Annotated in this window: 21 protein-coding genes; 17 read left to right on the forward strand and 4 right to left on the reverse strand. The window is 38.5% G+C overall.

Annotated features, from left to right (window positions below; translation table 11 throughout):
- Nucleotides 1–166 precede the first annotated feature (166 nt).
- The 12 genes from NPA36_RS08680 (at nucleotide 167) to NPA36_RS08735 (ending at nucleotide 11,436) form a co-directional block, all read left to right on the forward strand.
- A complete protein-coding gene (locus NPA36_RS08680; RefSeq protein WP_256945735.1) occupies nucleotides 167–1,279 on the forward strand; it encodes a formylglycine-generating enzyme family protein in 1,113 nt (370 codons plus the stop codon).
- 308 nt (nucleotides 1,280–1,587) lie between these two features.
- Nucleotides 1,588–4,233 (forward strand): alanine--tRNA ligase, encoded by a 2,646-nt coding sequence (gene alaS / locus NPA36_RS08685; RefSeq protein WP_256945736.1) that lies wholly within the window; start codon nucleotides 1,588–1,590, stop codon nucleotides 4,231–4,233.
- 126 nt (nucleotides 4,234–4,359) lie between these two features.
- Nucleotides 4,360–4,626: an IreB family regulatory phosphoprotein gene (locus tag NPA36_RS08690; RefSeq protein ID WP_256945737.1), complete on the forward strand. Its 267-nt coding sequence runs from the start codon at nucleotides 4,360–4,362 to the stop codon at nucleotides 4,624–4,626.
- Nucleotides 4,626–5,048, forward strand: coding sequence for a Holliday junction resolvase RuvX (gene ruvX, locus NPA36_RS08695; protein WP_256945738.1), 423 nt, complete (start codon nucleotides 4,626–4,628; stop codon nucleotides 5,046–5,048). The genes NPA36_RS08690 and ruvX overlap by 1 nt, the downstream gene beginning before the upstream one ends.
- 31 nt (nucleotides 5,049–5,079) lie before the next feature.
- Nucleotides 5,080–5,385: a DUF1292 domain-containing protein gene (locus NPA36_RS08700; RefSeq protein WP_256945739.1), complete on the forward strand. Its 306-nt coding sequence runs from the start codon at nucleotides 5,080–5,082 to the stop codon at nucleotides 5,383–5,385.
- Nucleotides 5,386–6,039: 654 nt separating this feature from the next.
- Nucleotides 6,040–7,185: an endolytic transglycosylase MltG gene (gene mltG, locus NPA36_RS08705; RefSeq protein WP_256945740.1), complete on the forward strand. Its 1,146-nt coding sequence runs from the start codon at nucleotides 6,040–6,042 to the stop codon at nucleotides 7,183–7,185.
- Nucleotides 7,186–7,189: 4 nt separating this feature from the next.
- Entirely contained in the window at nucleotides 7,190–7,840 is a 651-nt protein-coding gene (gene udk / locus NPA36_RS08710; protein WP_256945741.1) for a uridine kinase, read from the forward strand.
- An 89-nt stretch (nucleotides 7,841–7,929) separates the two neighbouring features.
- Nucleotides 7,930–8,409 (forward strand): transcription elongation factor GreA, encoded by a 480-nt coding sequence (gene greA, locus NPA36_RS08715; RefSeq protein WP_256945742.1) that lies wholly within the window; start codon nucleotides 7,930–7,932, stop codon nucleotides 8,407–8,409.
- A gap of 185 nt (nucleotides 8,410–8,594) precedes the next feature.
- Nucleotides 8,595–9,338, forward strand: coding sequence for a cell wall-active antibiotics response protein LiaF (liaF, locus tag NPA36_RS08720; protein WP_256945743.1), 744 nt, complete (start codon nucleotides 8,595–8,597; stop codon nucleotides 9,336–9,338).
- A gap of 230 nt (nucleotides 9,339–9,568) precedes the next feature.
- On the forward strand, nucleotides 9,569–10,384 hold the full coding sequence (locus tag NPA36_RS08725; protein ID WP_256945744.1) for a sensor histidine kinase: 816 nt from the start codon (nucleotides 9,569–9,571) through the stop codon (nucleotides 10,382–10,384).
- A 38-nt stretch (nucleotides 10,385–10,422) separates the two neighbouring features.
- Nucleotides 10,423–11,058 carry a response regulator transcription factor gene (locus tag NPA36_RS08730; protein ID WP_256945745.1) on the forward strand — a complete coding sequence of 212 codons (636 nt, stop codon included), beginning with the start codon at nucleotides 10,423–10,425 and terminating at the stop codon, nucleotides 11,056–11,058.
- A gap of 81 nt (nucleotides 11,059–11,139) precedes the next feature.
- The gene (locus NPA36_RS08735; RefSeq protein ID WP_256945746.1) at nucleotides 11,140–11,436 is read left to right on the forward strand and encodes a HesB/YadR/YfhF family protein; all 297 of its coding nucleotides are present in this window, start codon (nucleotides 11,140–11,142) and stop codon (nucleotides 11,434–11,436) included.
- A gap of 473 nt (nucleotides 11,437–11,909) precedes the next feature.
- Here the strand turns inward: NPA36_RS08735 and rnjA are convergent, their stop codons facing one another.
- The 4 genes from rnjA to def form a co-directional block, all read right to left on the reverse strand.
- Nucleotides 11,910–13,607, reverse strand: a complete 1,698-nt coding sequence (gene rnjA, locus NPA36_RS08740; protein ID WP_256945747.1) for a ribonuclease J1 — start codon at nucleotides 13,605–13,607, stop codon at nucleotides 11,910–11,912.
- 1 nt (nucleotide 13,608) lies between these two features.
- Nucleotides 13,609–13,821, reverse strand: a complete 213-nt coding sequence (locus NPA36_RS08745) for a DNA-directed RNA polymerase subunit epsilon (protein WP_256945748.1) — start codon at nucleotides 13,819–13,821, stop codon at nucleotides 13,609–13,611.
- A gap of 125 nt (nucleotides 13,822–13,946) precedes the next feature.
- Nucleotides 13,947–14,663 (reverse strand): HAD family hydrolase, encoded by a 717-nt coding sequence (locus tag NPA36_RS08750; protein ID WP_256945749.1) that lies wholly within the window; start codon nucleotides 14,661–14,663, stop codon nucleotides 13,947–13,949.
- Nucleotides 14,656–15,216 carry a peptide deformylase gene (gene def / locus NPA36_RS08755; protein ID WP_256945750.1) on the reverse strand — a complete coding sequence of 187 codons (561 nt, stop codon included), beginning with the start codon at nucleotides 15,214–15,216 and terminating at the stop codon, nucleotides 14,656–14,658. The genes NPA36_RS08750 and def overlap by 8 nt, the downstream gene beginning before the upstream one ends.
- A gap of 185 nt (nucleotides 15,217–15,401) precedes the next feature.
- Between def and gdhA the strand changes: the two genes are divergently transcribed.
- The 5 genes from gdhA (at nucleotide 15,402) to lpdA (ending at nucleotide 22,389) form a co-directional block, all read left to right on the forward strand.
- Complete coding sequence (gdhA, locus tag NPA36_RS08760; protein ID WP_407932811.1) at nucleotides 15,402–16,745, forward strand: NADP-specific glutamate dehydrogenase; 1,344 nt, start codon at nucleotides 15,402–15,404, stop codon at nucleotides 16,743–16,745.
- 369 nt (nucleotides 16,746–17,114) lie between these two features.
- Complete coding sequence (gene pdhA, locus NPA36_RS08765; protein WP_256945751.1) at nucleotides 17,115–18,221, forward strand: pyruvate dehydrogenase (acetyl-transferring) E1 component subunit alpha; 1,107 nt, start codon at nucleotides 17,115–17,117, stop codon at nucleotides 18,219–18,221.
- Nucleotides 18,222–18,223: 2 nt separating this feature from the next.
- Nucleotides 18,224–19,201 (forward strand): alpha-ketoacid dehydrogenase subunit beta, encoded by a 978-nt coding sequence (locus tag NPA36_RS08770; protein ID WP_256945752.1) that lies wholly within the window; start codon nucleotides 18,224–18,226, stop codon nucleotides 19,199–19,201.
- Nucleotides 19,202–19,331: 130 nt separating this feature from the next.
- Complete coding sequence (locus NPA36_RS08775; protein ID WP_256945753.1) at nucleotides 19,332–20,969, forward strand: dihydrolipoyllysine-residue acetyltransferase; 1,638 nt, start codon at nucleotides 19,332–19,334, stop codon at nucleotides 20,967–20,969.
- A gap of 13 nt (nucleotides 20,970–20,982) precedes the next feature.
- Nucleotides 20,983–22,389 (forward strand): dihydrolipoyl dehydrogenase, encoded by a 1,407-nt coding sequence (gene lpdA / locus NPA36_RS08780; RefSeq protein WP_256945754.1) that lies wholly within the window; start codon nucleotides 20,983–20,985, stop codon nucleotides 22,387–22,389.
- Nucleotides 22,390–22,714: the final 325 nt, after the last annotated feature.

Here is a 22,714-nt window from a genome sequence, read left to right on the forward strand (position 1 = left end):
AGGGATCCCCTTTTATAGATTGGAATAAGATAAGATGAAGTTTAAATGATTATTATCCCTCCTATTATGACATAGAAAAGTGGAAGAGTGAATAAAAGAATCGACTTATTTTGGTAATAGCTTATTTTTTTGCTATACTGATAAAAAATAGTGGAGGTTAGCGGCTATGAATGCAGACTTTTTTCAACAACTAAATAACCCGATTTGGAAGCAACTTTCTTTTGACAACAAACAAGTGCTTCTTCAACATGTTCTGAGATACTTTGTGAATCCACTTTTATCCGTTAGCAATATTGAAGCGAAACACTTTCATTATGGCGGTATTAAAACGGATACTTTTGAAGTGACGATTGATGGCTCACGCTTTGTTTTTGTTCCAGGGCAAACAGACTGTTTGCTTGGTTGGGATGGCGGTTTATCCGGTTTGGATGGGTTAGATTGTAGCGAAGAGCGACAAGAGCTACGCTATGCTTTAAAAAACTATCTCAATGAATATTTAAATGGCTATATTTTTCAAAGTAAGGCACCGTCTTGGTCAGAAATAACCAATCAAAAATTAACTACCCAAGAAGTGGCACAAACCATTAATCAACAAACATCTCCCTTAAGAGAAGTGTCGATTCCGCCTTTATTGGTTGAAGTTAGTCCTAAGTTTGTGGGCTTAAGACCTATTGGTAGCTACTCGGTTGTAACGGGAGAACTAAGTGATTCAAGTGAAACCTCACAAGCTATCCTTAATCAAATTCGTGATTTGGTCATTCCAGATCATAGTCAGGACGTCTTTTTACAGGAATACCCACGCACTATTCGAACAGAAAAGCTGTTTATTAAAGAAAACAAGGCTAATCCTGATTTATATGATTGCTATATAGACAACCCAGTTTCTTATCAAGCAGTCAAAGAAGATATTCAACGAACAGGCATGGGGCTCTTATCAGAAGATGAGTGGGAGTATTGTCGTGGAGCTTCAACTCGTCGACTTTTTCCATGGAGTAACAAACTTCATCGTAGTGTCCTGAGTGATCTGCAGGAAAGCCCACTAGGTCAAAGAAATATGTTTGGTTTAGAAATTGCTGCACCGGAATGGGGACCAGAACTCATTGAAGACCAAGCTTATACGAAAGGTGATTGGATTGAAGAAAAGCATAAAGCACCCATCATTAACCTATTACCATTTTCTAACTATTACAGAAGTTCAAGCCCCCTAGATATTACTAATCATAAATACTTAGACCCAGGTTACTATTGTGTACGTAGAAGTATTCGGATAGAACTATAGTTAGAAAAACATGGCGGAATCATTGACATTAGTGCTTAGTTTGACTATACTTGTTAAGGAAATCATACAAGTGAAACAGATAAACATTTGAGAACAACAGAGAGGTCAATAAGGTGAGAATGACCAATCAAATGGAGCTCCTGGTTCAATACTTTTTGTAGAAATACAAACGTCTCCTGCGTTAAAGGACTGAATGAGAATGAAGTTCGTTTCATTGAAAGCAAGGTGGTACCGCGAAGGACAACGCCCTTGTAGTCAATGGAGCGATTTTTTTATTACGAAAAAATACGAGAAAAGGTAGGAATAAGATGAAACAATTAAGTAGTAGTCAAGTGCGTCAAATGTATTTAGATTTCTTTAAAGAAAAGGGGCATAGTGTTCATCCTAGTGCTTCTTTAATTCCGGTCAATGACCCAACGCTTTTATGGATCAACTCCGGAGTTGCTACCCTAAAAAAATATTTTGATGGCAGCGAGATTCCTGAAGTACCAAGAATTGCCAATGCGCAAAAAAGTATCCGTACCAATGATATTGAAAATGTAGGACACACAGCTCGTCACCATACACTTTTTGAGATGATGGGGAATTTCTCCATCGGTGATTACTTCAAAGAAGAGGTTATTCCATGGGCATGGGAATTTCTAACATCTGATAAGTGGCTAGGTTTAGAAGCAGAGCGTCTCTATGTGACTTACTACCCAGAAGATGAAGAAACAAAAGAAATATGGATGAAAAAAGTTGGGTTGCCAGAAAACCATATTATTCCAGTTGCAGATAATTTTTGGGATATTGGTGCAGGACCTTGTGGACCAGATACAGAAATCTTTTATGACCGTGGACTAGATTTCCAAAACTTAGCAGAGGATGACCCAGAAAACTATCCCGGTGGTGAAAATGAACGTTATTTGGAAATCTGGAACTTAGTTTTCTCTGAATTTAACCATTTGCCAGATGGAACTTATCCTCCTTTACCACATAAGAACGTCGATACAGGTATGGGTTTGGAACGGGTTGTGTCTGTTCTACAAAATACACCAACCAACTTTGAAACAGACTTGTTTATGCCAATCATCAAAGAGCTAGAAAGCTTAAGCCAAGACAAACACTATGGTCAAGATAAAGCAACAGATGTATCTTTCAAGGTTATCGCCGACCATATCCGTGCAGTGAGCTTTGCTATTGGAGACGGTGCTTTACCATCAAACGAGGGGCGTGGCTACATTATTCGTCGTTTGATTCGTCGTTCAGTAATGCATGGACAAAGACTAGGCATTCAAGGGGCCTTTTTGACAAAATTAGTACCAATCGTAGCTCAAATTATGGAAAGCTACTATCCGGAAGTTAGAGAAAACCAAGACTTCATCCAAAAAGTCATCTTAAATGAAGAAGAAAGATTCCAAGAAACCATCCACGATGGTCTAACTATTCTAGAATCTATCTTCCAAGAAATGAGAGAGAAACAGCAAACGACGGTTTCAGGAAGTGATGCCTTTAAACTCTACGACACGTATGGTTTCCCTTATGAATTAACCTTGGAATATGCTAGTGATAATGGCTTTACTATTGACCAAGACGCATTTGACAAAGAAATGCAGGCTCAAAAAGAACGAGCTCGAGCTGCTAGAAATACGGATACTTCTATGTCTGTTCAATCTAAAATTTTGCGTGATATTACCCTAGAAAGTAAATTCCTCGGTTATGAAACAGATAGGAGCCAAGCTAAGTTGACAGCAATCATCGACCAAGATGAGTTGGTAGAATCAGCTGAAAGTGGTAACCGAGTTCAAGTCATTTTCGACCAAACGCCATTCTACGCTGAAATGGGTGGACAAGTTGCTGATAAAGGTTGGATCAAAGATTTAGATGGTCATGTTGTAGCACATGTTATCCAAGTTAAGAAAGCTCCTAATGGACAATCACTTCATACTATCGATCTAGAAGGTGCGATTCAAAAAGATGCTATCTACCAACTGGAAGTTGATTCACAGCTTCGTTCTAAGATTCTTAAAAATCATACAGCAACCCATTTGCTCCACCAGGCCCTAAAAGATGTTTTGGGACACCATGCCAATCAAGCAGGTTCGTTAGTTGCTCCAGACTATCTTCGTTTTGATTTTAGCCATTTCGGCCAAGTAACCAATCAAGAATTGGCACAGATGGAAGAGATTGTAAATCAAAAAATCTGGCAGGCGCTTGATGTCGTCACCATTGAAACTAGTCTTGAAGCAGCCAAAGAAATGGGCGCAATGGCTCTATTTGGCGAGAAATATGGCAAAGATGTTCGAGTTGTCTCAGTGGACGACTGGTCTATCGAATTGTGTGGTGGCTTACACGTTTCAAATACTCAAGAAATTGGACTTTTCAAGATTGTATCCGAATCAGGAATTGGTGCCGGAATTCGTCGTATCGAAGCAGTTACCAGCAAAGAAGCTTATCTATTGCTGAGCCAAAGAGAAAACCTCTTAAAAGAAGCTGCACAAGCTGTTAAATCTATTCATTTGGACAGCGTTCCAGAAAAAATAGTGAACTTACAAGGTGAATTAAAAGACTTGCAACAAGAGATTCACTCTTTGAAAGCTAAAGTCATGAAGAGCGAAACAGCTGATCTATTCACCAATAGCGAAACCATCAATGGAACAAGTATCATCACTGCCAAATTGGAGAATAAAGGCATGGAGGAATTGCGCCAACTAGTTGACCAATGGCGTCAAAAGGAGGCATCAGATGTCTTCTTAGTGGCATCTGAACAAGATGATAAGGCAGTTCTTTTAGCTGCGGCATCGAAGAAGGCTAACCAAAATGGTATTAAAGCGGGTGAGTTGATTAAGGCTGTTGCACCAAAAATTGGTGGTGGCGGTGGTGGCCGACCTGATATGGCTCAAGCTGGTGGTAAGAATCCATCTGGAATTCCAGATGCCTTAAACGAAGCAAAAGTTTGGTTACAAACTCTTTAAGATGTTTATTCTCAGGGAGAGGCATTTAAGATTGCCTGTTTAAAAGCAATTTGCTTAGCACCTTTAAGTTGTAGTTTCCATTATTATTTAGTAGAATAGACTTATATTATGAAATGGGGTGACGTCATGAATTCAATTGATGAGACGGTCTTATTTAAACTGAATGATAAGGACGAAAAAAGTGTCAAAGAAACAGTAACGATTGTTTACGATGCATTAAATGAAAAAGGGTATAGCTCTATTAATCAGATTGTTGGCTACTTACTTTCTGGTGACCCAGCTTATATTCCACGTCATAAAGATGCTCGTAATTTAATTCGTCGTCATGAACGTGATGAGATCTTAGAAGAATTAATCAAGAGTTACATTCGTTCAACAGGAAGAGAAGTTTAATGCGTGTAATGGGTTTAGATGTTGGTTCTAAAACAGTCGGAGTTGCCATTAGTGACCCCATGGGTTGGACAGCTCAAGGCATTGAAACCATTGTAATCTCCGAAGAAGAGAAGATTTTTGGTTTTCAACGTGTTTTAGATTTAGCCAAAGAGTATGAGGTTGGAAAGATTGTTGTTGGATTACCCAAAAATATGAACAATTCAATTGGATTTCGAGCTCAAGCATCGCAAGATTACGCCAAGCAACTCTCTGAATTAAGTGACATTCCCATTGATTTTCAAGATGAACGGTTGACAACTGTTCAAGCAGAAAGAATGCTAGTTTCAGAAGGTAATGTTTCACGAAAGAAAAGGAAAAAGGTCATTGATAAGCTAGCTGCAGTGATTCTTTTACAAAACTATTTAGATAGCCATCCTCAATAGTTGAGGATAAAAATAAAAAATGAGGTGCCTTATGACAGAACATCACGATCATTCACATGACGACCACGAACATATCACAATCATCGATGAAGATGGAACGGAAGTCTTATACGAAATTTTGTTTACCTTTGATTCAGATGAATTTGAAAAATCTTATGTTTTAGCTTACCCAGCTGAATTTGTAGATGAAGGGGAAGAAATTGAAATTCAAGCTTTCTCTTATATTGAAGCTGAAGATGGTACAGAAGGTGAATTAAAACCAATTGAAACCGACGCAGAATGGGATATGATTGAAGAAGTTTTAAACACTTTCCTAGATGACGAAGAACAAGAATAAGCAATAAAAAATTAGAACACTGCAAAACCAATCTTGGTCTTGTGGTGTTTTTTTATTCCGTATTATCTAGCAAAGAGAGAGGCTACAGCTTATAGGTTGGAAATAACGGTGTACAAGCGTAGCTGTTTTGACTTTAGTCGATTACAGATACGTAGGCAGCTAAGGGGATCGGTAAATAGTAAAATCTATTTTTTTAGTCACAAAAGAGTTTTGCGAAAAAGCTTATCAGAAATGAGAACGGTGGCACCGCCGTGAGCCTAGGTCTCACTGGCTTAGCTGTCTACGTGGTTGTAATCGGCTAAAGCCGAAACATCCACTGTACGCCAGCTATGCTTTACACCGTTATTTCTGATAAGCTTTTTCGTAAAACTCTTTTGTTTAAATAGCAGCAGAGACCTTTTGCCCCCCCATGTAGACAGCTATTCTGATGAGACCCTGGTTCACGACAGTGCCACCGTTCTGATTTTCGGCCCATTAGCTAGAGTCTATCTCTTTTAACAGTGGTAACTTTTCTTAGATTTTCTAAGGATTTGACAATTTTTGAGAACAATAGTTCATTTTCTTACAATATTCATGTATAATAACAAAAGTGCATACAAAAAATAAACTATTACCCACAAACAATATAGATGTTCATTATGCAAGGGGGAAATTATGAAGAAGAAGCGCGAAATTAAAAAAAGACCGTTAATTGGAGAAAATGATTCCATCAGAGATATACGTCAAAAAGAATCCTCTATTGTTAGAAAAGTAGTTGTTGGGGTTGTTTCCGTATTGGTAGCTTTGTTGGTTATCTTTTCCATCGTATTTTACCGATATGTTGATACCAATATCCAGCCGGTTGATGCTAGTCAAACTCAAACATTTGAGGTGGAAATTCCTTCTGGCTCTTCTGTACGAGAAATTGCCGATATTCTTCAAACCAATAAGGTTATTCGTAATGCAAAGATTTTTAATTACTATACAAAGATGAAGAATGTCTCCGAATTTAAAGCTGGATTTTACAAATTTTCATCATCTATGACCTTGGATCAGGTTATTACGGCACTAACTGGAGGTGGGCAGGACCAATCGGAGACCGCCGCCAAAATTCTGATTCGAGAGGGCGATCAACTCAAGGATATTGCTAAGGCAGTAGAAGAGGCGACGGCTTATACAGCAGAAGAATTTATTGCCAAAGCTCAAGATATGACCTTCTTCAACCTATTATTAGAAACCTATCCAAAATTGCTAACAGCCTCTAATTATGTTGCCGATACTCGCTATCATTTGGAAGGATATTTATTCCCAGCTACCTATGATGTGGATAAAAACTCAACCTTACAAATGATTATTACGGCTATGGTTAAAAAGACAGATGAAGTGATGTCTAAATATTATGACCAAATTGAAGAAAAAGGGACAGATGTGCATAAAATCTTAACGATGGCTTCTTTAGTTGAAAAAGAAGGTGTGTCGGATGAAGACCGTAAATTGATTGCAGGAGTCTTCTACAATCGAATTAAAGATGATATGATGCTTCAAACCGATATTTCAGTCTTGTATGCTTTAGATGTTCATAAAGAGATTGTTACACTCCAAGATTTAGAAGTAGATTCTCCTTACAATTTATACAAACATTATGGAATGGGGCCTGGGCCATACAACAGTCCAAGTGACCATGCTATTCAGGCAGCTTTAAATCCTACCGATAGTACCTATCTTTATTTCTTAGCGGATACTAGTACCGGTAAGGTTTATTATTCAGAAACCTATGAGCAGCACATGGAATTGCAAGCTAAGTATGTAGATAAGGAGTAAGAACATGTCACGAAAAAAACCAATCGTAATAGGCGTAACAGGTGGATCAGGCAGTGGGAAGACAAGTGTTAGCAGAAAAATATTAGCTAATTTTCCTGATCTTTCAATTGTTAAAATCGATCAAGATTATTATTACAAGGACCAAAGTTATCTCCCTTTCGAGGAAAGATTGAAAACCAACTATGACCATCCATTTGCTTTCGACACGGATTTGTTGATTGAACATCTGGAAAAATTAATTCGTTTTGAATCCATTGATGAGCCAGTTTATGACTATGAAATGCATACTCGTAGCAACAAGGTTATCCATCAAGAACCTAAAGATGTCATTCTAATTGAGGGAATCTTGATCTTGGAAGATAAACGAATGCGTGATTTGATGGATATTAAGGTCTATGTGGATACCGATGATGATATTCGAATTATTAGACGTATCAAACGAGACATTGAGGAAAGAGGCAGAACCTTAGATTCAGTTATTAATCAATATCTAACGGTTGTTAAACCCATGCACCATCAATTTATTGAACCAACAAAAAAATTTGCTGATATTATTATTCCAGAAGGTGGATCAAATATTGTAGCAATTGACCTTATGACGACTAAAATAGATTCAATTCTTAAGTCCAATTCAGCAAATAATAATTTAGACTAAAATAGATTGCATTCTTTTACAGAACGTGTTATCTTTACTTCATTGTACATTTACGTACAGAAAGACAAGAACCTAAAGGAGATTAATTCATGAACGAAAAAGTATTCCCAATGACTCTTGAAGGCAAAGAAAAAATAGAAGCTGAGTTAGAAGAATTAAAAGTTGTTAAACGTAAAGAAATAGTTGAACGCATTAAGATTGCTCGTTCTTATGGAGATTTGTCTGAGAATTCAGAGTACGAATCTGCTAAAGATGAACAAGCTTTCGTGGAAGGACGTATTTCAACTTTAGAAAAGATGATACGTTATGCCGAAATTATTGATGATCAAAATATTGAAAAAGATATTGTATCATTAGGACGTACCATTACATTTAAAGAATTACCTGATGGAGATGAGGAAACCTACACAATCGTAGGTAGTGCAGAAGCAAATCCAATCGAAGGTAAGATTTCTAACGACTCTCCAATTGCCAAAGGGATTATTGGAAAAAAACTGGATGAAGAAGCAGTAATTTCTACACCAGGTGGCGATATGCATATCAAGATTGTAGATATTCAATCTGCCTAAAATAGATTAATTAAACAAATAGCTGAGCTAGTAGACTGATAAGTCATTATCGACTACTAGCTCAGTTTTTTTGGAATTTTTAATTTGTCTAGGACTTTAGACTGAGTTCTTTTCCGCCTTTTGTAAGTGCACATCAGGCAGAAAGTAGTGTATGATAAGTGTGACAAAGTAGAGGGGGATACACGGTGAAGAATTTCAAAGTAAAAATATTATTATTACTAGTTTCTTTCTCCATGCTAATTACAACAGCACAATTAATTAATGATAGAAGTTTGCTTGTCATGACCGTTTTAGGTTTATTTTTATTGGTCTTAAGCTTTACTAGTAAAACCAGACGAAGAACTAGAATTATTGGAATCATGTTAGGTTTAACCTTAGTTATCATTGCCATGTTTTCAACCATTGGATTTTGGTTTGCCATAGCGATCACTTTGGTGGCTCTGGCATTATTTGGCAATGATATACTTCCTAGTTTTTCGGGTAAAAATAATGGTGCTAGTAGTTTTTGGAATAAGAAAGAATATAGGGCTGTAAAAACAGTAGAGCCTAGTGGACTAAAAAGAAGAAGTCGACAACAATGGATAGGCAGTCAAGAAGTTGGTGAAGATATCTATGAGTGGGATGATATTAACATCATCACCTTGGCAGGAGATACCATCATAGACCTAGGGAATACCATCCTACCTCGAGATGAAAATATTATTCTAATTCGTAAAGGAGTTGGAAAGATTCGTGTCATCGTCCCACTTGGTGTTGGTGTGGCCTTGCATCATAGTACAATTCTAGGACAGGTGACCTTTGAAGGTGTTGATACGGAAGTGAAGAATGAAGTCCTTGAATTTCAATCAAAAGGCTATAGCCAAGCCAAGAAAAAAGTCTTAATCTACACCACTATTTTGGTAGGAAGTGTAGAGGTGATTGAGCTATGAGGAAGCGGCTAAGTTTTAAGAATTTCATTTACTTTCTAGTATATTCCTTGCTTCTTGTTCTGGTAGTCTTACTCATCTTGAGACCTGTGATTAGCTGGAACTCATTTTTTACTCTGGATGGCAATACGAAAATTCCTATGATACTTTCTTTAGGAATTTCGATACTATTATTTGCTATTATTTTCTCGTTTATATATTATTTTAGTATCCAACAAAGTGAACGGTTAACCATGCAAAAAATTGAGTGGTTGATTTTAGGGAACTATCAACACCCTTTGTTTTCTCAAGAAGTTTGGTATGAGAATTTTCTTCCTTTTAATCTACGGCGAATTAACGCTAGTCTACAGCGCCTACGTGTCAAATTAATGGATTTGTCCAATGAGGTGCAACATCTGTCATCAGTGCCTCAGTATATTGGTCAGGAGACTAAGGAAGAAATTCTAGAGAATGAACGACACCGGATTGCTCGAGAATTACACGACTCAGTTAGTCAACAGTTGTTTGCTGCTATGATGATGCTATCGGCAATAAATGAACAAAAAGATAGTATTCCAGAAAAATTACAAAAGCAATTGACCTTGGTTGAACGAATTATCAATGAATCCCAATCAGAAATGCGTGCTTTATTACTCCATCTACGCCCTGTTTCCTTGGAGAATAAATCTCTGAAAAAAGGGATTGAGATGCTCTTAAAAGAATTGATGACTAAAGTGCAATTGGAAATTCATTGGGAACTAGATGATATCCATACTAAACCGGGAATTGAAGATCACCTCTTTCGAATTATGCAGGAGCTTTTATCCAATACTTTGAGGCATGCCAAAGCGAAAAACTTAGATGTATTCTTGAGACAAACTCCTGAGTGGATTTCCCTTCGTGTGGTGGATGATGGCATTGGTTTTGATACCAATGAATCTCGCCCTGGAAGTTATGGCTTGGTCAACATTCGTGAGCGTGTAACTGGAATGGGTGGTACATTGAAACTATTGAGTTTTCCAAACAAAGGAACGATTGTAGAAATTAAAATCCCACAGATTACAGATTAAATAAATCTGGCCAATCAAGTGTTAAAAGGAGTAGCCAAATGATAAAAGTACTGTTAATTGATGATCATGAGATGGTTAGACTAGGTGTATCTGCCTATCTTTCGGTGCAAGATGATATAGAAGTAATTGGCGAAGCAGAAAATGGGCAAGTCGGTGTTGCTAAAGCTTTAGAATTACGACCTGATGTGATTTTAATGGACCTTGTTATGCCAGAAATGGATGGGATAGAAGCCACCCAAGAGATTATGAAAGCATGGCCACAAGCTCGAATTATTATCGTGACTAGTTTTATTGATGATGAAAAAGTATTTCCAGCTATCAATGCAGGAGCTAAAAGTTACCTTTTAAAAACTTCCTCTGCCAGTGAGATTGCCCAAGCTATTCGAAACACCTACAAAGGTGAAGGTGTCTTTGAAGCAGAAGTGACGGATAAACTGGTCAACCGCATTCAGCGTCAACAGAAAAAGAATCTTCATGATGAACTCACAGCTCGTGAGATGGAGGTCCTTTTATTGATTGCAGAAGGTATGTCTAATCAGGATATAGCAGATAGTCTATATATCACCCTGAAAACGGTCAAAACCCATGTGTCTAATATTCTTTCTAAATTAGAAGTAGAAGATCGAACTCAAGCAACTATTTATGCGTTTAAACATCAATTAGCCAAGCCTTAACTTCACTGTGAGCATATCCTATTTTATTTTCACTAACTTGTGTTAGGATTATGTTAGAGTTTAAAGGAGGTAGGGAAGGCTATGAAAATAACAGTAACAAAAAAAGCTCAAAAATGGTTTGAATCCGAGATGGGGGTATCTACTCAAAGAGGCGTACGCTTCTTAGGGAAAGTATATGGCTGCAGCCCTATTCATGAAGGGTTCTCTTTAGCGGTAGAAGTCGACCAACCAAATTCACCTATTGCTAGTGTCGTGGAAAATGGGATTACTTATTTTGTGGAAAGTGGAGATGAGTGGTTCTTCCAAGATTATGACTTAGCAGTAGATTTTGACGAAGAGTTAAATGAACCATCCTATAATTATAATCGACTTGACTAAGAAGGAGCTACAAGTTTTTGTGTGTAGATAAGAGAGTCTCCGACTTGTTTGGCTGTAAGGGGCTGGGTAAAAGTTTAGGGTGCTATTCAAACAAAAGAGTTTTGCAAAAAAGCTTATCAGAAATAACGGTGTAAAGAGCATAGCTGGCGCACAGTGGATGTTTCGGCTTCAGCCGATTACAGCCACGTAGACAGCTAAGCCAGTGAGACTAGGCTCACGGCGGTGCCACCGTTCTCATTTCTGATAAGCTTTTTTGCAAAACTCTTTTGTGATTTAAAAATAAATATAAGTCATTATGGACTTTTTGCACAGTCCTTTACAGCCAACTAAATTAGAGAGTCTTTAGTGTGCTATGACTTGGAAACTTATATATAGTATCAGAGAGTATTTACCCAACTCTGTTATCTATAACAAAAAAGACGATTCTCACGAGATTAAGTTGTGAGAATCGTCTTTAATTTTATATTCATTACTTACGAGACAGCATCTTCAGCGGTTACGTCTAAAATAACAGGTAGAATCATAGGGCTACGTTCTGTTTTTTGGTAGAGGTAAGGTTGCAAGGTATCAATGATGCCGTTTCTTAGAGAACGTTCATTGCTAGGTTCATCAGGGGATGACAAAGTCTCAATCATCTCTTCTTTGAGAAGTTGTTGAGCTTGATTTAGTAATTGACCTGATTCACGCATGTAGATAAAACCGCGAGATAAAATGTCTGGACCAGCTACTAATTGACCTGTTTCATAATCGACCGTTGCCACAACAATGACTAAACCATCTTGTGATAGGGTTTTACGGTCTCTGAGGACAATGTTACCAATATCTCCAATACCTTTACCGTCCACATACACATCACCTGCAAAAAAGTGTCCAGCACGTCTTGCGCTATCAGCAGTAACAGCTAGAACATCACCATTTCCAAGGATGAAGGAATTTTCAATTGGGATGCCTACTTGAGCTGCTAGATTGGCTTGGATTTTTTGCATACGGTATTCACCGTGGACTGGAACGAAGTATTTTGGCTTCATTAAACGCAACATTAATTTTTGTTCTTCTTGAGAACCGTGTCCGGAAGTATGAATGTTGTTCAAGCGACCGTGAATGACATCAGCGCCAGCTTCTGATAAAAGATTAATAACACGGTTGACGCTGGTTGTATTTCCTGGGATAGGTGAACTTGAGAAAATGACAGTATCCCCAGGTTGTATTGAGATTTGGCGGTGAGTTCCGTTAGCAATCCGACTTAGGGCTGCCATTGGTTCGCCTTGTGATCCTGTACAAAGGATAATCACTTTATTGGCAGGATATTGATTAATTTCTCTACCATCGATAAAGGTTTCATCTGGAGCATCGATATAGCCCAATTCTCTGGCGGTAGCAAAACTAGCCTCCATGCTACGACCAAATACGGCAATTTTACGACCTGTTTCAACGGCAACATCAGCCACTTGTTTCAGACGAGAAACATTTGAGGCAAAAGTAGCAAAGATAATTCTGCCTTCAACTCGTTGAATAATTTGTTTAATGGATTTACCCACAATTTGTTCAGATTGTGTAAAGCCAGGAACTTCAGAATTGGTACTGTCGCCCAAGAGGACAAGAACACCTTCGCTACCGATTTGTGCCATACGATGGAGATTGGCTGGTTCACCCACAGGAGTGAAGTCAAATTTATAGTCACCTGTGAAGACGATGTTTCCAGGAGGAGTTTTCACTACAATCCCAAAAGCATCAGGAATACTGTGAGTAGTCCGATAAAAACTAACCGTTGTTTTTCTGAATTTAATAACAGAGTCCTCATCAATCTCATGTAAAATGGCATCTCTAAGCAATCCATGCTCATCTAACTTGTTACGGATGAGGGACATAGCCAATTTGGTTGCATAAATAGGAATATTGACTTGTTTTAGTAGGAAGGGGACGCCACCGATATGGTCTTCATGGCCATGGGAGATGAAAAGGCCCTTAACTTTATTTTGATTTTGTACGATATAACTGTAGTCAGGTATAACATAGTCGATACCTAATAAGTCATCTTCAGGGAACTTAATTCCAGCATCTAGTAGGATGAGTTCGTCTTGAAATTGGATGCCATACGTATTTTTACCAATTTCACCCAAGCCACCAAAGGCAAAGACTCCAGTTTCGTTATTTTTAATATTTGGTTTCATATTAAAACACCGTTAATTCAAAGCTAGGATCTTTCATTTCGTAGGCCAAATGTTTTTCATCTAACTCCTGAATAAATTCAACATTGTATTCAGTATTGTCTTCAATTAATTTGCGTGCTTCTGGTTTGTTTGCTGCTTCTACATAAAGAGACAGCGTATTTTCGCGACGGGGTGCTTCAATTTTATTTTCTTGATAAGTTACTTTAAATATCATATTTTTTCTCCTTTGAGTTTCTTATAGTTTTGAATAATATTAAGACGTGCAATATACATCATTAGTATATTAGCACAAACAAGGCTTGAAGTATATTAATTGTCCTGTTTGGGACTTGTGAACGCTTATTCCGGCGAATCCAAAAGTCTGAGAATATCTTGTGGTTTAAAGGCTGTCTTATAGCTTGCCGAATGAGCAGTAGGAAACTGTTGGCGGTGTTCTTGATACCAAATGGATTTCCAACCATATTTTTGGGCACCAGTGATATCAGCTTCTAAGGTATCGCCGACCATAACAATCTGATGGGGGTGAAGCCCTAAAGATTCTTCAACAGCTAGAAAAGACTGGTAGTGAGGCTTATGGAAACCAAGATCCTCAGAGATAAACCATTTGTTTTCAGGAATGAAGGGTTCAATATTCAAAGCATCCAATTTATGACGTTGGTGCTGACTAGGTCCATTGCTTAAGATGGCCAATTGATATTGGTCTTTCAAGGTTTCTAGTAGTTTCTTCCAATCTTGCGATAGGCTTATCTGGGTTTGTTGGAAATTGTAAGAGTGGATAAACTTTTTAATTTCTTGATCAGTGAGGGTAATGCCCAACTCGTCAAACAAATGACTATAGCGATAAACATGAGATTCTTCTAAAGTTAGTTGCTCTTGATTAAAGAGCTGAAAGGCTACTTCACTTTGCTGAGAATAGACATGGTATAGTTCTTGAGGACTTAAAGAAGTCTGGGCAAATTTTTGAAAGGTATTAAAAAATACATCAGCCTTTGAGTAGAGTGTATCATCAAGATCGAATACAAGAGCAAGCGGTTTGGAGTTTTTTATTTTAGCCAATAACCGTTACTCCTTTCGGCAAGAATTGTGGGTCTGCTTCGTTGATATGGTCGTAAAACATGATACCATTCAGATGGTCAATCTCATGTTGGACAACGATTGCTTCATATCCCTCAAGTTTCATTTCTTTCTTTTGTCCTTCAAGGTCGTAAAAGCTAACCGTAATCTTGTCTGGTCGAATGACTAACCCTGGTACTTCACGGTCAACAGACAGACAACCTTCGCCATCTTTCAATGCTGTTTGTTTAACAGACTGTCTCATGACCCTCGGATTAACCCAAACATCATTTAAGATTGGTTCATCATCTTCATACTCACCGGGTAAGAGCAGGGCAATCATTTGTTTGGTGACACCTATTTGAGGAGCAGCTAAGCCGACTCCTGCCCGTAACTCATACTGTTTAGCGATATCTTCATCCTGACTATTTTTTAAAAATTCCAACATGTCTAAGGCCATTTGTTGTTCTTCCTCTGACAAAGGAAATGTCATCTTGCTAGCACGCTCTCTTAGCGCTGGGTGCCCTTCACGGACAATATCTTTCATAGTTAACACGAATGGTCCTCCTTGATATGATTCTAGTTCTCTTGTAATAGTATAGCATTTTTCGGCAAGTTTGGCACTTTATTGAAAACGAAATTCTAACTATTTTCATAAAATTTTAAGCAAACTCTTGTTAAATTGTCAGAATATTGTTTATAATGTGTCTGTTAGAATTTTTTTATGAAATGAGGGATTTGATGGAAGCTAGCAAATATTTGAAACAGGTATATGCTAAAGTAGAAAAGGCCAACCAACATGAAAGTGAATTTTTACAAGCGGTAGAGGAACTCTTATCAACAGTTGAGCCAGTTTTTGAAAAACATCCAGAATACATTCGTGAAAATATCCTTGAGCGAATTCTGGAACCTGAACGTGTCATAAGCTTTCGTGTCCCTTGGATAGATGACAAAGGACAATACCAAGTCAATCGTGGCTACCGTGTGCAATTTAATTCAGCAGTCGGACCTTATAAGGGTGGCTTAAGATTTCATCCTAGTGTCAATCAGAGTATCTTAAAATTTTTAGGCTTTGAGCAAATCTTTAAGAACGCTTTAACCGAACTATCTATTGGCGGCGGCAAAGGTGGCAGTGATTTTAACCCTAAAGGAAAATCCAACCAAGAAGTCATGCGTTTTTGTCAAAGCTTTATGACAGAACTACAAAAACATATTGGCCCTTCACTTGATATTCCTGCAGGAGATATTGGTGTAGGTGGTCGTGAGATTGGTTATTTGTTTGGTCAATACAAACGTTTGAAACAGTTTGATGCTGGTGTCTTAACAGGCAAACCTTACGGATTCGGTGGTAGTTTGATAAGACCAGAAGCCACTGGATATGGCTTAGTCTACTACACGGAAGAGCTCTTAAAAGAACATGGTAAGTCATTTAAAGACCAAAAAGTAGTGGTATCTGGGTCAGGCAATGTGGCTCAGTTTGCAACTCAGAAAGCTCAAGAACTTGGTGCTACCGTAATTGCAGTTTCTGATTCAAATGGCTATATCATTGATGAGACGGGTATTGACGTTGATTTGTTATTGGATATAAAAAACAATCGTCGTGAACGTTTGACAGTTTATGCACAGGAAAAAGATACAAGCTCATACCACGAAGGTAGTGTTTGGACCTATGAAGGTGCTTATGATATTGCCTTGCCATGTGCAACCCAAAATGAAATTACAGCTGACTTGGCTAAAAACTTTATCACACAGGGTGTTTACTGTGTAGCAGAAGGGGCGAATATGCCATGTGACTTGGAGGCTATTGAGCTTTATCGTAAGGAAGGTATCCTTTTTGGACCAGCAAAAGCAGCAAATGCAGGTGGAGTTGCTGTTTCAGCCTTAGAAATGAGCCAAAATAGCCAACGATTACGTTGGAGTGCTGAGCAAGTTGATGAAGAGTTGAAAAACATCATGACCATGATTTATAAGACAGTTAGTCAAACAGCTAAAAAATATAACTTGGACAAAGATTACTTAGCAGGAGCTAATATAGCAGCCTTTGAGAAGGTTGCTGATGCAATGATTCTGCAAGGACTCGTCTAATGGTGGAACAGGTAGACATGTGTCTACCTGTTTTTTAGTACAGTTGTTACAAGACTGTGTTAGAGTCTTTTGTAAGACATTTATTATTCAAATGCAGTAAATTATTATAAGACAGAATGTGAATTGAGTCACGATAAAAAACGGAAAACTAGTGAAAGTACAATGAAAATACAATGTAAGCAAGTAGGCTATTTTGTGATAAAGAAAAATATGGACCTTTTTTCTGATTCAGTGAATTATTCTTGCATCAAAGCAAAAAGAGTGTTAAATTTAAACATGAAAGATGAAAGATTAATACAGTTTTTTTAAACTGTATGATTTTCAACTATTATTTAAGAGTATTCTTAAAAGAAAAGAGGAATGAAAAGTATGGCAACGAAGAAAAAAATTGATCTCGATGCACTATTTAGCGACACAAATACTGATTTCCGTATGGTTCAAATTTTGGACCAAGATGGAAATGTTGTAAATCCAGATTTGGTTCCGGATTTGTCAGATGATGAATTAGTAGGGTTGATGTCAGATATGGTTTGGTCTCGTATCTTACATGAACGTTCAACAGCTCTAAACCGTCAAGGACGTTTAGGTTTCTATGCACCAACTGCTGGTCAAGAAGCTAGCCAATTGGCAAGCATTAAAGCAATTGAAAAAGATGATGTTTTATTACCAGGATATCGTGATGTTCCTCAATTAATAAAACACGGCCTACCATTGTCACAAGCCTTTTTATGGTCTCGTGGACACGTAGCTGGAAATATGTACCCAGAATCATTAAAAGCTTTGCCACCACAAATCATTATCGGTGCTCAATACGTTCAAGCAGCCGGTGTTGCTTTAGGACTTAAAAAACGTGGCAAGAAAAATGTTGCAGTAACCTATACAGGTGATGGTGGATCTTCACAAGGTGATTTCTATGAAGGAATCAACTTTGCGGGTTCTTTCAATGCGCCAGCAATCTTCTTCATCCAAAACAATGGATGGGCAATCTCTACACCTCGTTCAGTACAAACAAAAGCAGTTACCCTAGCTCAAAAAGCTGTTGCAGCTGGTATCCCTGGTATTCAAGTAGACGGTATGGACCCATTAGCGGTTTATGCTGTAACTAAAAAAGCACGTGACTATGCTGTAGCAGGAAATGGTCCTGTCTTAATTGAAACCATCTGTTACCGTTATGGTCCACATACCTTGTCAGGTGACGACCCAACTCGTTACCAACCTGAAGGCGTTCAAGATGAATGGGCTAAAAAAGATCCGTTGATTCGTTTCCGTAAATATCTAGAAGATAAAGGATTATGGTCTCAAGAAAAAGAAGAAGAAGTAATCGAAGCAACAAAAGAAGAAATCAAAGAAGCGATTAAAGAAGCTGACAAACAGCCTAAACAAAAAGTTTCCTTCTTCTTAAATACAATGTTTGAAGAACCAACCAATACTATTCAAGAACAAATTGATGTATTTGAAGCAAAGGAGAGTAAATAATTATGGCACAAATTACAATGATTCAAGCCATTACAGATGCCTTAGCAGCTGAAATGGCAAGTGACCCAAATGTTCTTATATTTGGAGAAGACGTTGGTAAAAACGGTGGAGTATTCCGTGCTACTCAAGGCCTTCAAGAACAATTTGGCGAAGACCGCGTATTTGATACTCCTTTAGCAGAGTCTGGTATCGGTGGATTAGCTATTGGTCTAGCCTTAGAAGGGTATCGTCCAGTTCCAGAAATCCAATTCTTTGGGTTTGTTTTTGAAGTATTGGACTCCGTTGTAGCACAAGCAGCTAGAACTCGTTACCGTATGGGTGGAACACGTCATTTACCAATCGTTTTCCGTTCGCCATTTGGTGGTGGTGTTCATACACCTGAACTTCACTCAGACAACTTAGAAGGTATCATCGCACAATCACCTGGTATCAAAGTTGTTATCCCTTCAAATCCATATGATGCAAAAGGTTTAATGATTGCGGCTATTCGTGATAATGACCCAGTTGTTTTCTTAGAGCACATGAAGTTGTACCGTTCTTTCCGTGAAGAAGTTCCAGAAGAATCTTATACAGTTCCAATTGGAAAAGCAGCTGTAACACGTGAAGGAACTGATGTATCTATCATTACTTACGGAGCTATGGTTCGTGAATCTATCAAAGCAGCTGAAGTCTTGGAAAAAGAAGGCATTTCAGTAGAAATTATTGACTTACGTACTGTTTCACCGCTTGATTTAGATACCATCCTAGCATCTGTTGAAAAAACTGGTCGTGTGGTTGTTGTTCAAGAAGCACAACGTCAAGCAGGTGTAGGCGCTATGGTTATGTCAGAAATTTCCGAACGTGCTATCTTACATCTACAAGCGCCAATTGGTCGCGTAGCAGCACCTGATACTGTATTCCCATTCGGTCAAGCAGAAAATGACTGGTTGCCAAACGCTAGTGATATTGAAGCTAAAGTTCGCGAAACTTACAATTTTTAATCCTTAATGACGTCATTTCAAGAGCATGAGCTATATGAGCTTTGCTTTTGAAGTGTTTGTCTATCCTTATAACAAACAAGATTGTGAAACTAAGGTGACTAGACCTAGATAAAAGAAGGGAAGTTCAAACATGGCTTTTAAATTCAAAATGCCTGATATCGGTGAAGGTATCGCAGAAGGCGAAATCGTAAAAATTGACATCAAAGTTGGTGATGTTATCGAAGAAGATGATATTTTATTCGAAGTACAAAATGATAAATCAGTAGAAGAAATTCCATCTCCAGTAGGTGGTAAAGTTCTTGAAGTATTGGTTCAAGAAGGAACTGTTGCACGTGTAGGAGATACTATTGTAGTAATCGATGCACCTGGACATGAAGACGAAGTAAGCGAAGCTCCAGTTCCAGCAGCAAGTGAAACGGTAGCACCGGCAGCTGCACCAGTAGCAGCCTCAGCACAAGCTGGAACTTTCCAATTCAAATTGCCAGATATTGGTGAAGGAATTGCAGAAGGTGAAATTGTTAAGATTGACATTAAAGTAGGCGATAAGATTGAAGAAGACGATATCTTATTTGAAGTACAAAATGACAAATCTGTAGAAGAAATTCCATCTCCAGTTGCGGGGACAGTTACCGCAGTTTTAGTTTCTGAAGGAACTGTTTCACACGTAGGCGATGTTATTGTTGAGATTGCAGTTGAAGGATTAGCACCAAGTAATGCGGCTCCTGCAACTCTAGCCCCAGCAGCAAGCACACCAAGTCAAGCTGCTCCAGCTGCACCAACAGGTCTTCCTGCAACAGGAAACCCAGACAAATTAGTTTTAGCTATGCCATCCGTACGTCAATACGCACGTGAAAAAGGTGTGGATATTACAGCAGTTACGCCAAGTGGAAAAGGTGGACGTGTCACTAAAGAAGATATCGACAACTTTAACGGGCAAGCACCAGCTCCAGTAGCAAGTGCTCCAAGTCAACCAGAAGCTAGCCAAGCTCCTGTAGCTGCACCACAAGCAGCAACACCTGTAAAAGAAGCTGAACCAGCAAAACCATTTGTATCGTCTAACAAAGAAAGAGAAGAGCGCGTTAAGTTAACACCAATGCGTCGTGCGATTTCTAAAGCGATGGTTAACAGCAAACACACAGCTCCACACGTAACCTTGCATGACCAAGTTGAAGTAAGTAAACTTTGGGATCACCGTAAGAAATTCAAAGATGTTGCAGCTGCACAAGGTGTGAAATTAACCTTCTTACCTTATGTGGTTAAAGCTTTAACTGTAGTTATGAAGAAATACCCTATCTTGAACGCATCAATCGATGATGCAAGTCAAGAAATTGTGTACAAAAACTACTATAACGTGGGTATTGCAACAGATACAGATAACGGTTTATTTGTTCCAAACCTTAAAAACACAAATACATTGAGCATGTTCCAAATTGCAGACGAAATCAACAGCTTAGCTGCTAAAGCACAAGCAGGTAAATTAACTGCTGGAGAAATGTCTCAAGGTACAGTTACTATTTCTAACATTGGTTCTGTTGGTGGTGGCTGGTTTACACCAGTTATCAACTACCCTGAAGTAGCTATTTTAGGAGTAGGGACTATCGTTCGCGAACCAGTTATCAACGACAATGACGAGATTGTTATCGGTCGTAACATGAAATTATCGCTAAGCTTCGATCACCGTATCGTTGATGGCGCAACTGCTCAAAAAGCAATGAATGAATTAAAACGTTTATTGAATGATCCTGAGCTGTTATTAATGGAAGGGTAATGGTGATAAAGAAATGGTAGTAGGAGATTTCGCAATAGAATTAGATACGATTGTTATCGGAGCAGGACCTGGTGGCTATGTAGCTGCCATCCGTGCTGCCCAAGAAGGACAAAAAGTGACTATCGTAGAAAAAGAATACATTGGTGGTGTTTGTCTTAACGTTGGATGTATTCCATCGAAAGCCTTGATCGCTGCGGGACATCATTACCAAGAAGCCATGCACTCAGAAGTTTTTGGTGTAACAGCTGAAAATGTGGTGCTTGATTTTGCAAAAACACAAGAGTGGAAAGAGAATACCGTTGTTAAGAAATTGACCAGTGGTGTTGAATCTCTCCTTAAGAAAAACAAAGTTGAAATTATTCGTGGAGAAGCTTTCTTCGTGGATGAGCATACTTTACGTATTATGAATGAGGATAGTGCCCAAACATACTCCTTCAATCATGCCATTGTTGCAACTGGTAGCCGACCAATTGAAATCAAAGGCTTCAAGTTTGGTAAACGCGTCATTGATTCAACAGGTGGCTTAGCACTGAAAGAAGTGCCTAAGAAAATTGTTGTTATCGGTGGTGGAGTTATCGGTTCTGAATTAGGTGGAGCTTATGCTAACTTAGGTTCAGAAGTAACTATTTTAGAAGGTGCACCATCTATCTTATCTATGTTTGACAAAGATATGATTAAATTAGTGGAAGATGATTTCGCTAAAAAGGGTGTTACCATTAAAACCTCAGCTATGGCTAAAGAAGCAATCGACAACGGTGATAGCGTAACTGTTAAGTATGAAGTTGATGGCAAAGAAGAGTCTATCGTGGCGGATTATGTAATGGTGGCAGTTGGTCGCCGTCCTAACACGGATGAATTAGGCTTAGAAGTTGCTGGAATTGAATTAACAGAACGTGGTTTGGTGAAAGTTGATAACCAAGGACGTACTAACAAGTCTAACATCTTCGCTATTGGAGATATTGTTCCGGGTGCTGCATTGGCACATAAAGCAAGTTATGAAGGAAAAATTGCTGCTGAAGCCATTTCAGGCAAAAAAGTAGCCGTTGACTACCGTGCAATGCCGTCTGTTGCTTTTACTGACCCAGAATTAGCTTCTGTTGGATATACTCAAAAAGAAGCAAAAGAAGCGGGATTGAAAGTAAAAGCATCTAAATTCCCACTAGCTGGAAATGGTCGTGCTATTTCTCTGAATGCAACTGAAGGATTTGTTCGTTTGATTACGACAAAAGATGACAATGTTATCGTAGGAGCACAAGTTGCAGGTGTTGGTGCTTCGGATGTTATTGCCGAACTTGGTTTAGCAGTAGAAGCCGGTATGAATGCTGAGGATATTGCTTTGACAATTCACTCTCATCCATCTCTAGCAGAAGTTGTTATGGATGCTGCAGAACTAGCTCTAGGTATGCCAATCCATATTTAATAATATTAGATTGATTGAACTTCCTCTTGGTCTTAGGGCTAGGAGGAAGCTTTTTTATGGATAATTAGCATTTTTCAATTGAATGCCAAAAGGTTTGTAACATAAAAAGCAAAAGCGTTTCCCTGAAAAGAATCCGAACTGAGAACGGTGGCACCGCCGTGAGCCTTGGTCTCACTGGCTTAGCTGTCTACGTGGCTGTAATCGGCTGAAGCCGAAACATCCACTGTGCGTCAGCTATGCTATACACCGTCATTTCGGATTCTTTTCAGGGAAACGCTTTTGTGATTTAGAAATAAAATATACTGTTACTAATTTTTACCCGGTC

The sequence above is a fragment of the Granulicatella seriolae genome (assembly GCF_024543085.1).
GTDB lineage: Bacteria > Bacillota > Bacilli > Lactobacillales > Aerococcaceae > Granulicatella > Granulicatella seriolae.

Coding starts and splice junctions, on each gene's coding strand:
- NPA36_RS08680 (WP_256945735.1), top strand. CDS start 167: ATGAATGCAGACTTTTTTCAACAACTAAATAACCCGATTTGGAAGCAA.
- alaS (WP_256945736.1), top strand. CDS start 1,588: ATGAAACAATTAAGTAGTAGTCAAGTGCGTCAAATGTATTTAGATTTC.
- NPA36_RS08690 (WP_256945737.1), top strand. CDS start 4,360: ATGAATTCAATTGATGAGACGGTCTTATTTAAACTGAATGATAAGGAC.
- ruvX (WP_256945738.1), top strand. CDS start 4,626: ATGCGTGTAATGGGTTTAGATGTTGGTTCTAAAACAGTCGGAGTTGCC.
- NPA36_RS08700 (WP_256945739.1), top strand. CDS start 5,080: ATGACAGAACATCACGATCATTCACATGACGACCACGAACATATCACA.
- mltG (WP_256945740.1), top strand. CDS start 6,040: ATGAAGAAGAAGCGCGAAATTAAAAAAAGACCGTTAATTGGAGAAAAT.
- udk (WP_256945741.1), top strand. CDS start 7,190: ATGTCACGAAAAAAACCAATCGTAATAGGCGTAACAGGTGGATCAGGC.
- greA (WP_256945742.1), top strand. CDS start 7,930: ATGAACGAAAAAGTATTCCCAATGACTCTTGAAGGCAAAGAAAAAATA.
- NPA36_RS08725 (WP_256945744.1), top strand. CDS start 9,569: ATGCAAAAAATTGAGTGGTTGATTTTAGGGAACTATCAACACCCTTTG.
- NPA36_RS08730 (WP_256945745.1), top strand. CDS start 10,423: ATGATAAAAGTACTGTTAATTGATGATCATGAGATGGTTAGACTAGGT.
- NPA36_RS08735 (WP_256945746.1), top strand. CDS start 11,140: ATGAAAATAACAGTAACAAAAAAAGCTCAAAAATGGTTTGAATCCGAG.
- rnjA (WP_256945747.1), bottom strand. CDS start 13,607: ATGAAACCAAATATTAAAAATAACGAAACTGGAGTCTTTGCCTTTGGT.
- NPA36_RS08745 (WP_256945748.1), bottom strand. CDS start 13,821: ATGATATTTAAAGTAACTTATCAAGAAAATAAAATTGAAGCACCCCGT.
- gdhA (WP_407932811.1), top strand. CDS start 15,402: ATGGAAGCTAGCAAATATTTGAAACAGGTATATGCTAAAGTAGAAAAG.
- pdhA (WP_256945751.1), top strand. CDS start 17,115: ATGGCAACGAAGAAAAAAATTGATCTCGATGCACTATTTAGCGACACA.
- NPA36_RS08770 (WP_256945752.1), top strand. CDS start 18,224: ATGGCACAAATTACAATGATTCAAGCCATTACAGATGCCTTAGCAGCT.
- NPA36_RS08775 (WP_256945753.1), top strand. CDS start 19,332: ATGGCTTTTAAATTCAAAATGCCTGATATCGGTGAAGGTATCGCAGAA.
- lpdA (WP_256945754.1), top strand. CDS start 20,983: ATGGTAGTAGGAGATTTCGCAATAGAATTAGATACGATTGTTATCGGA.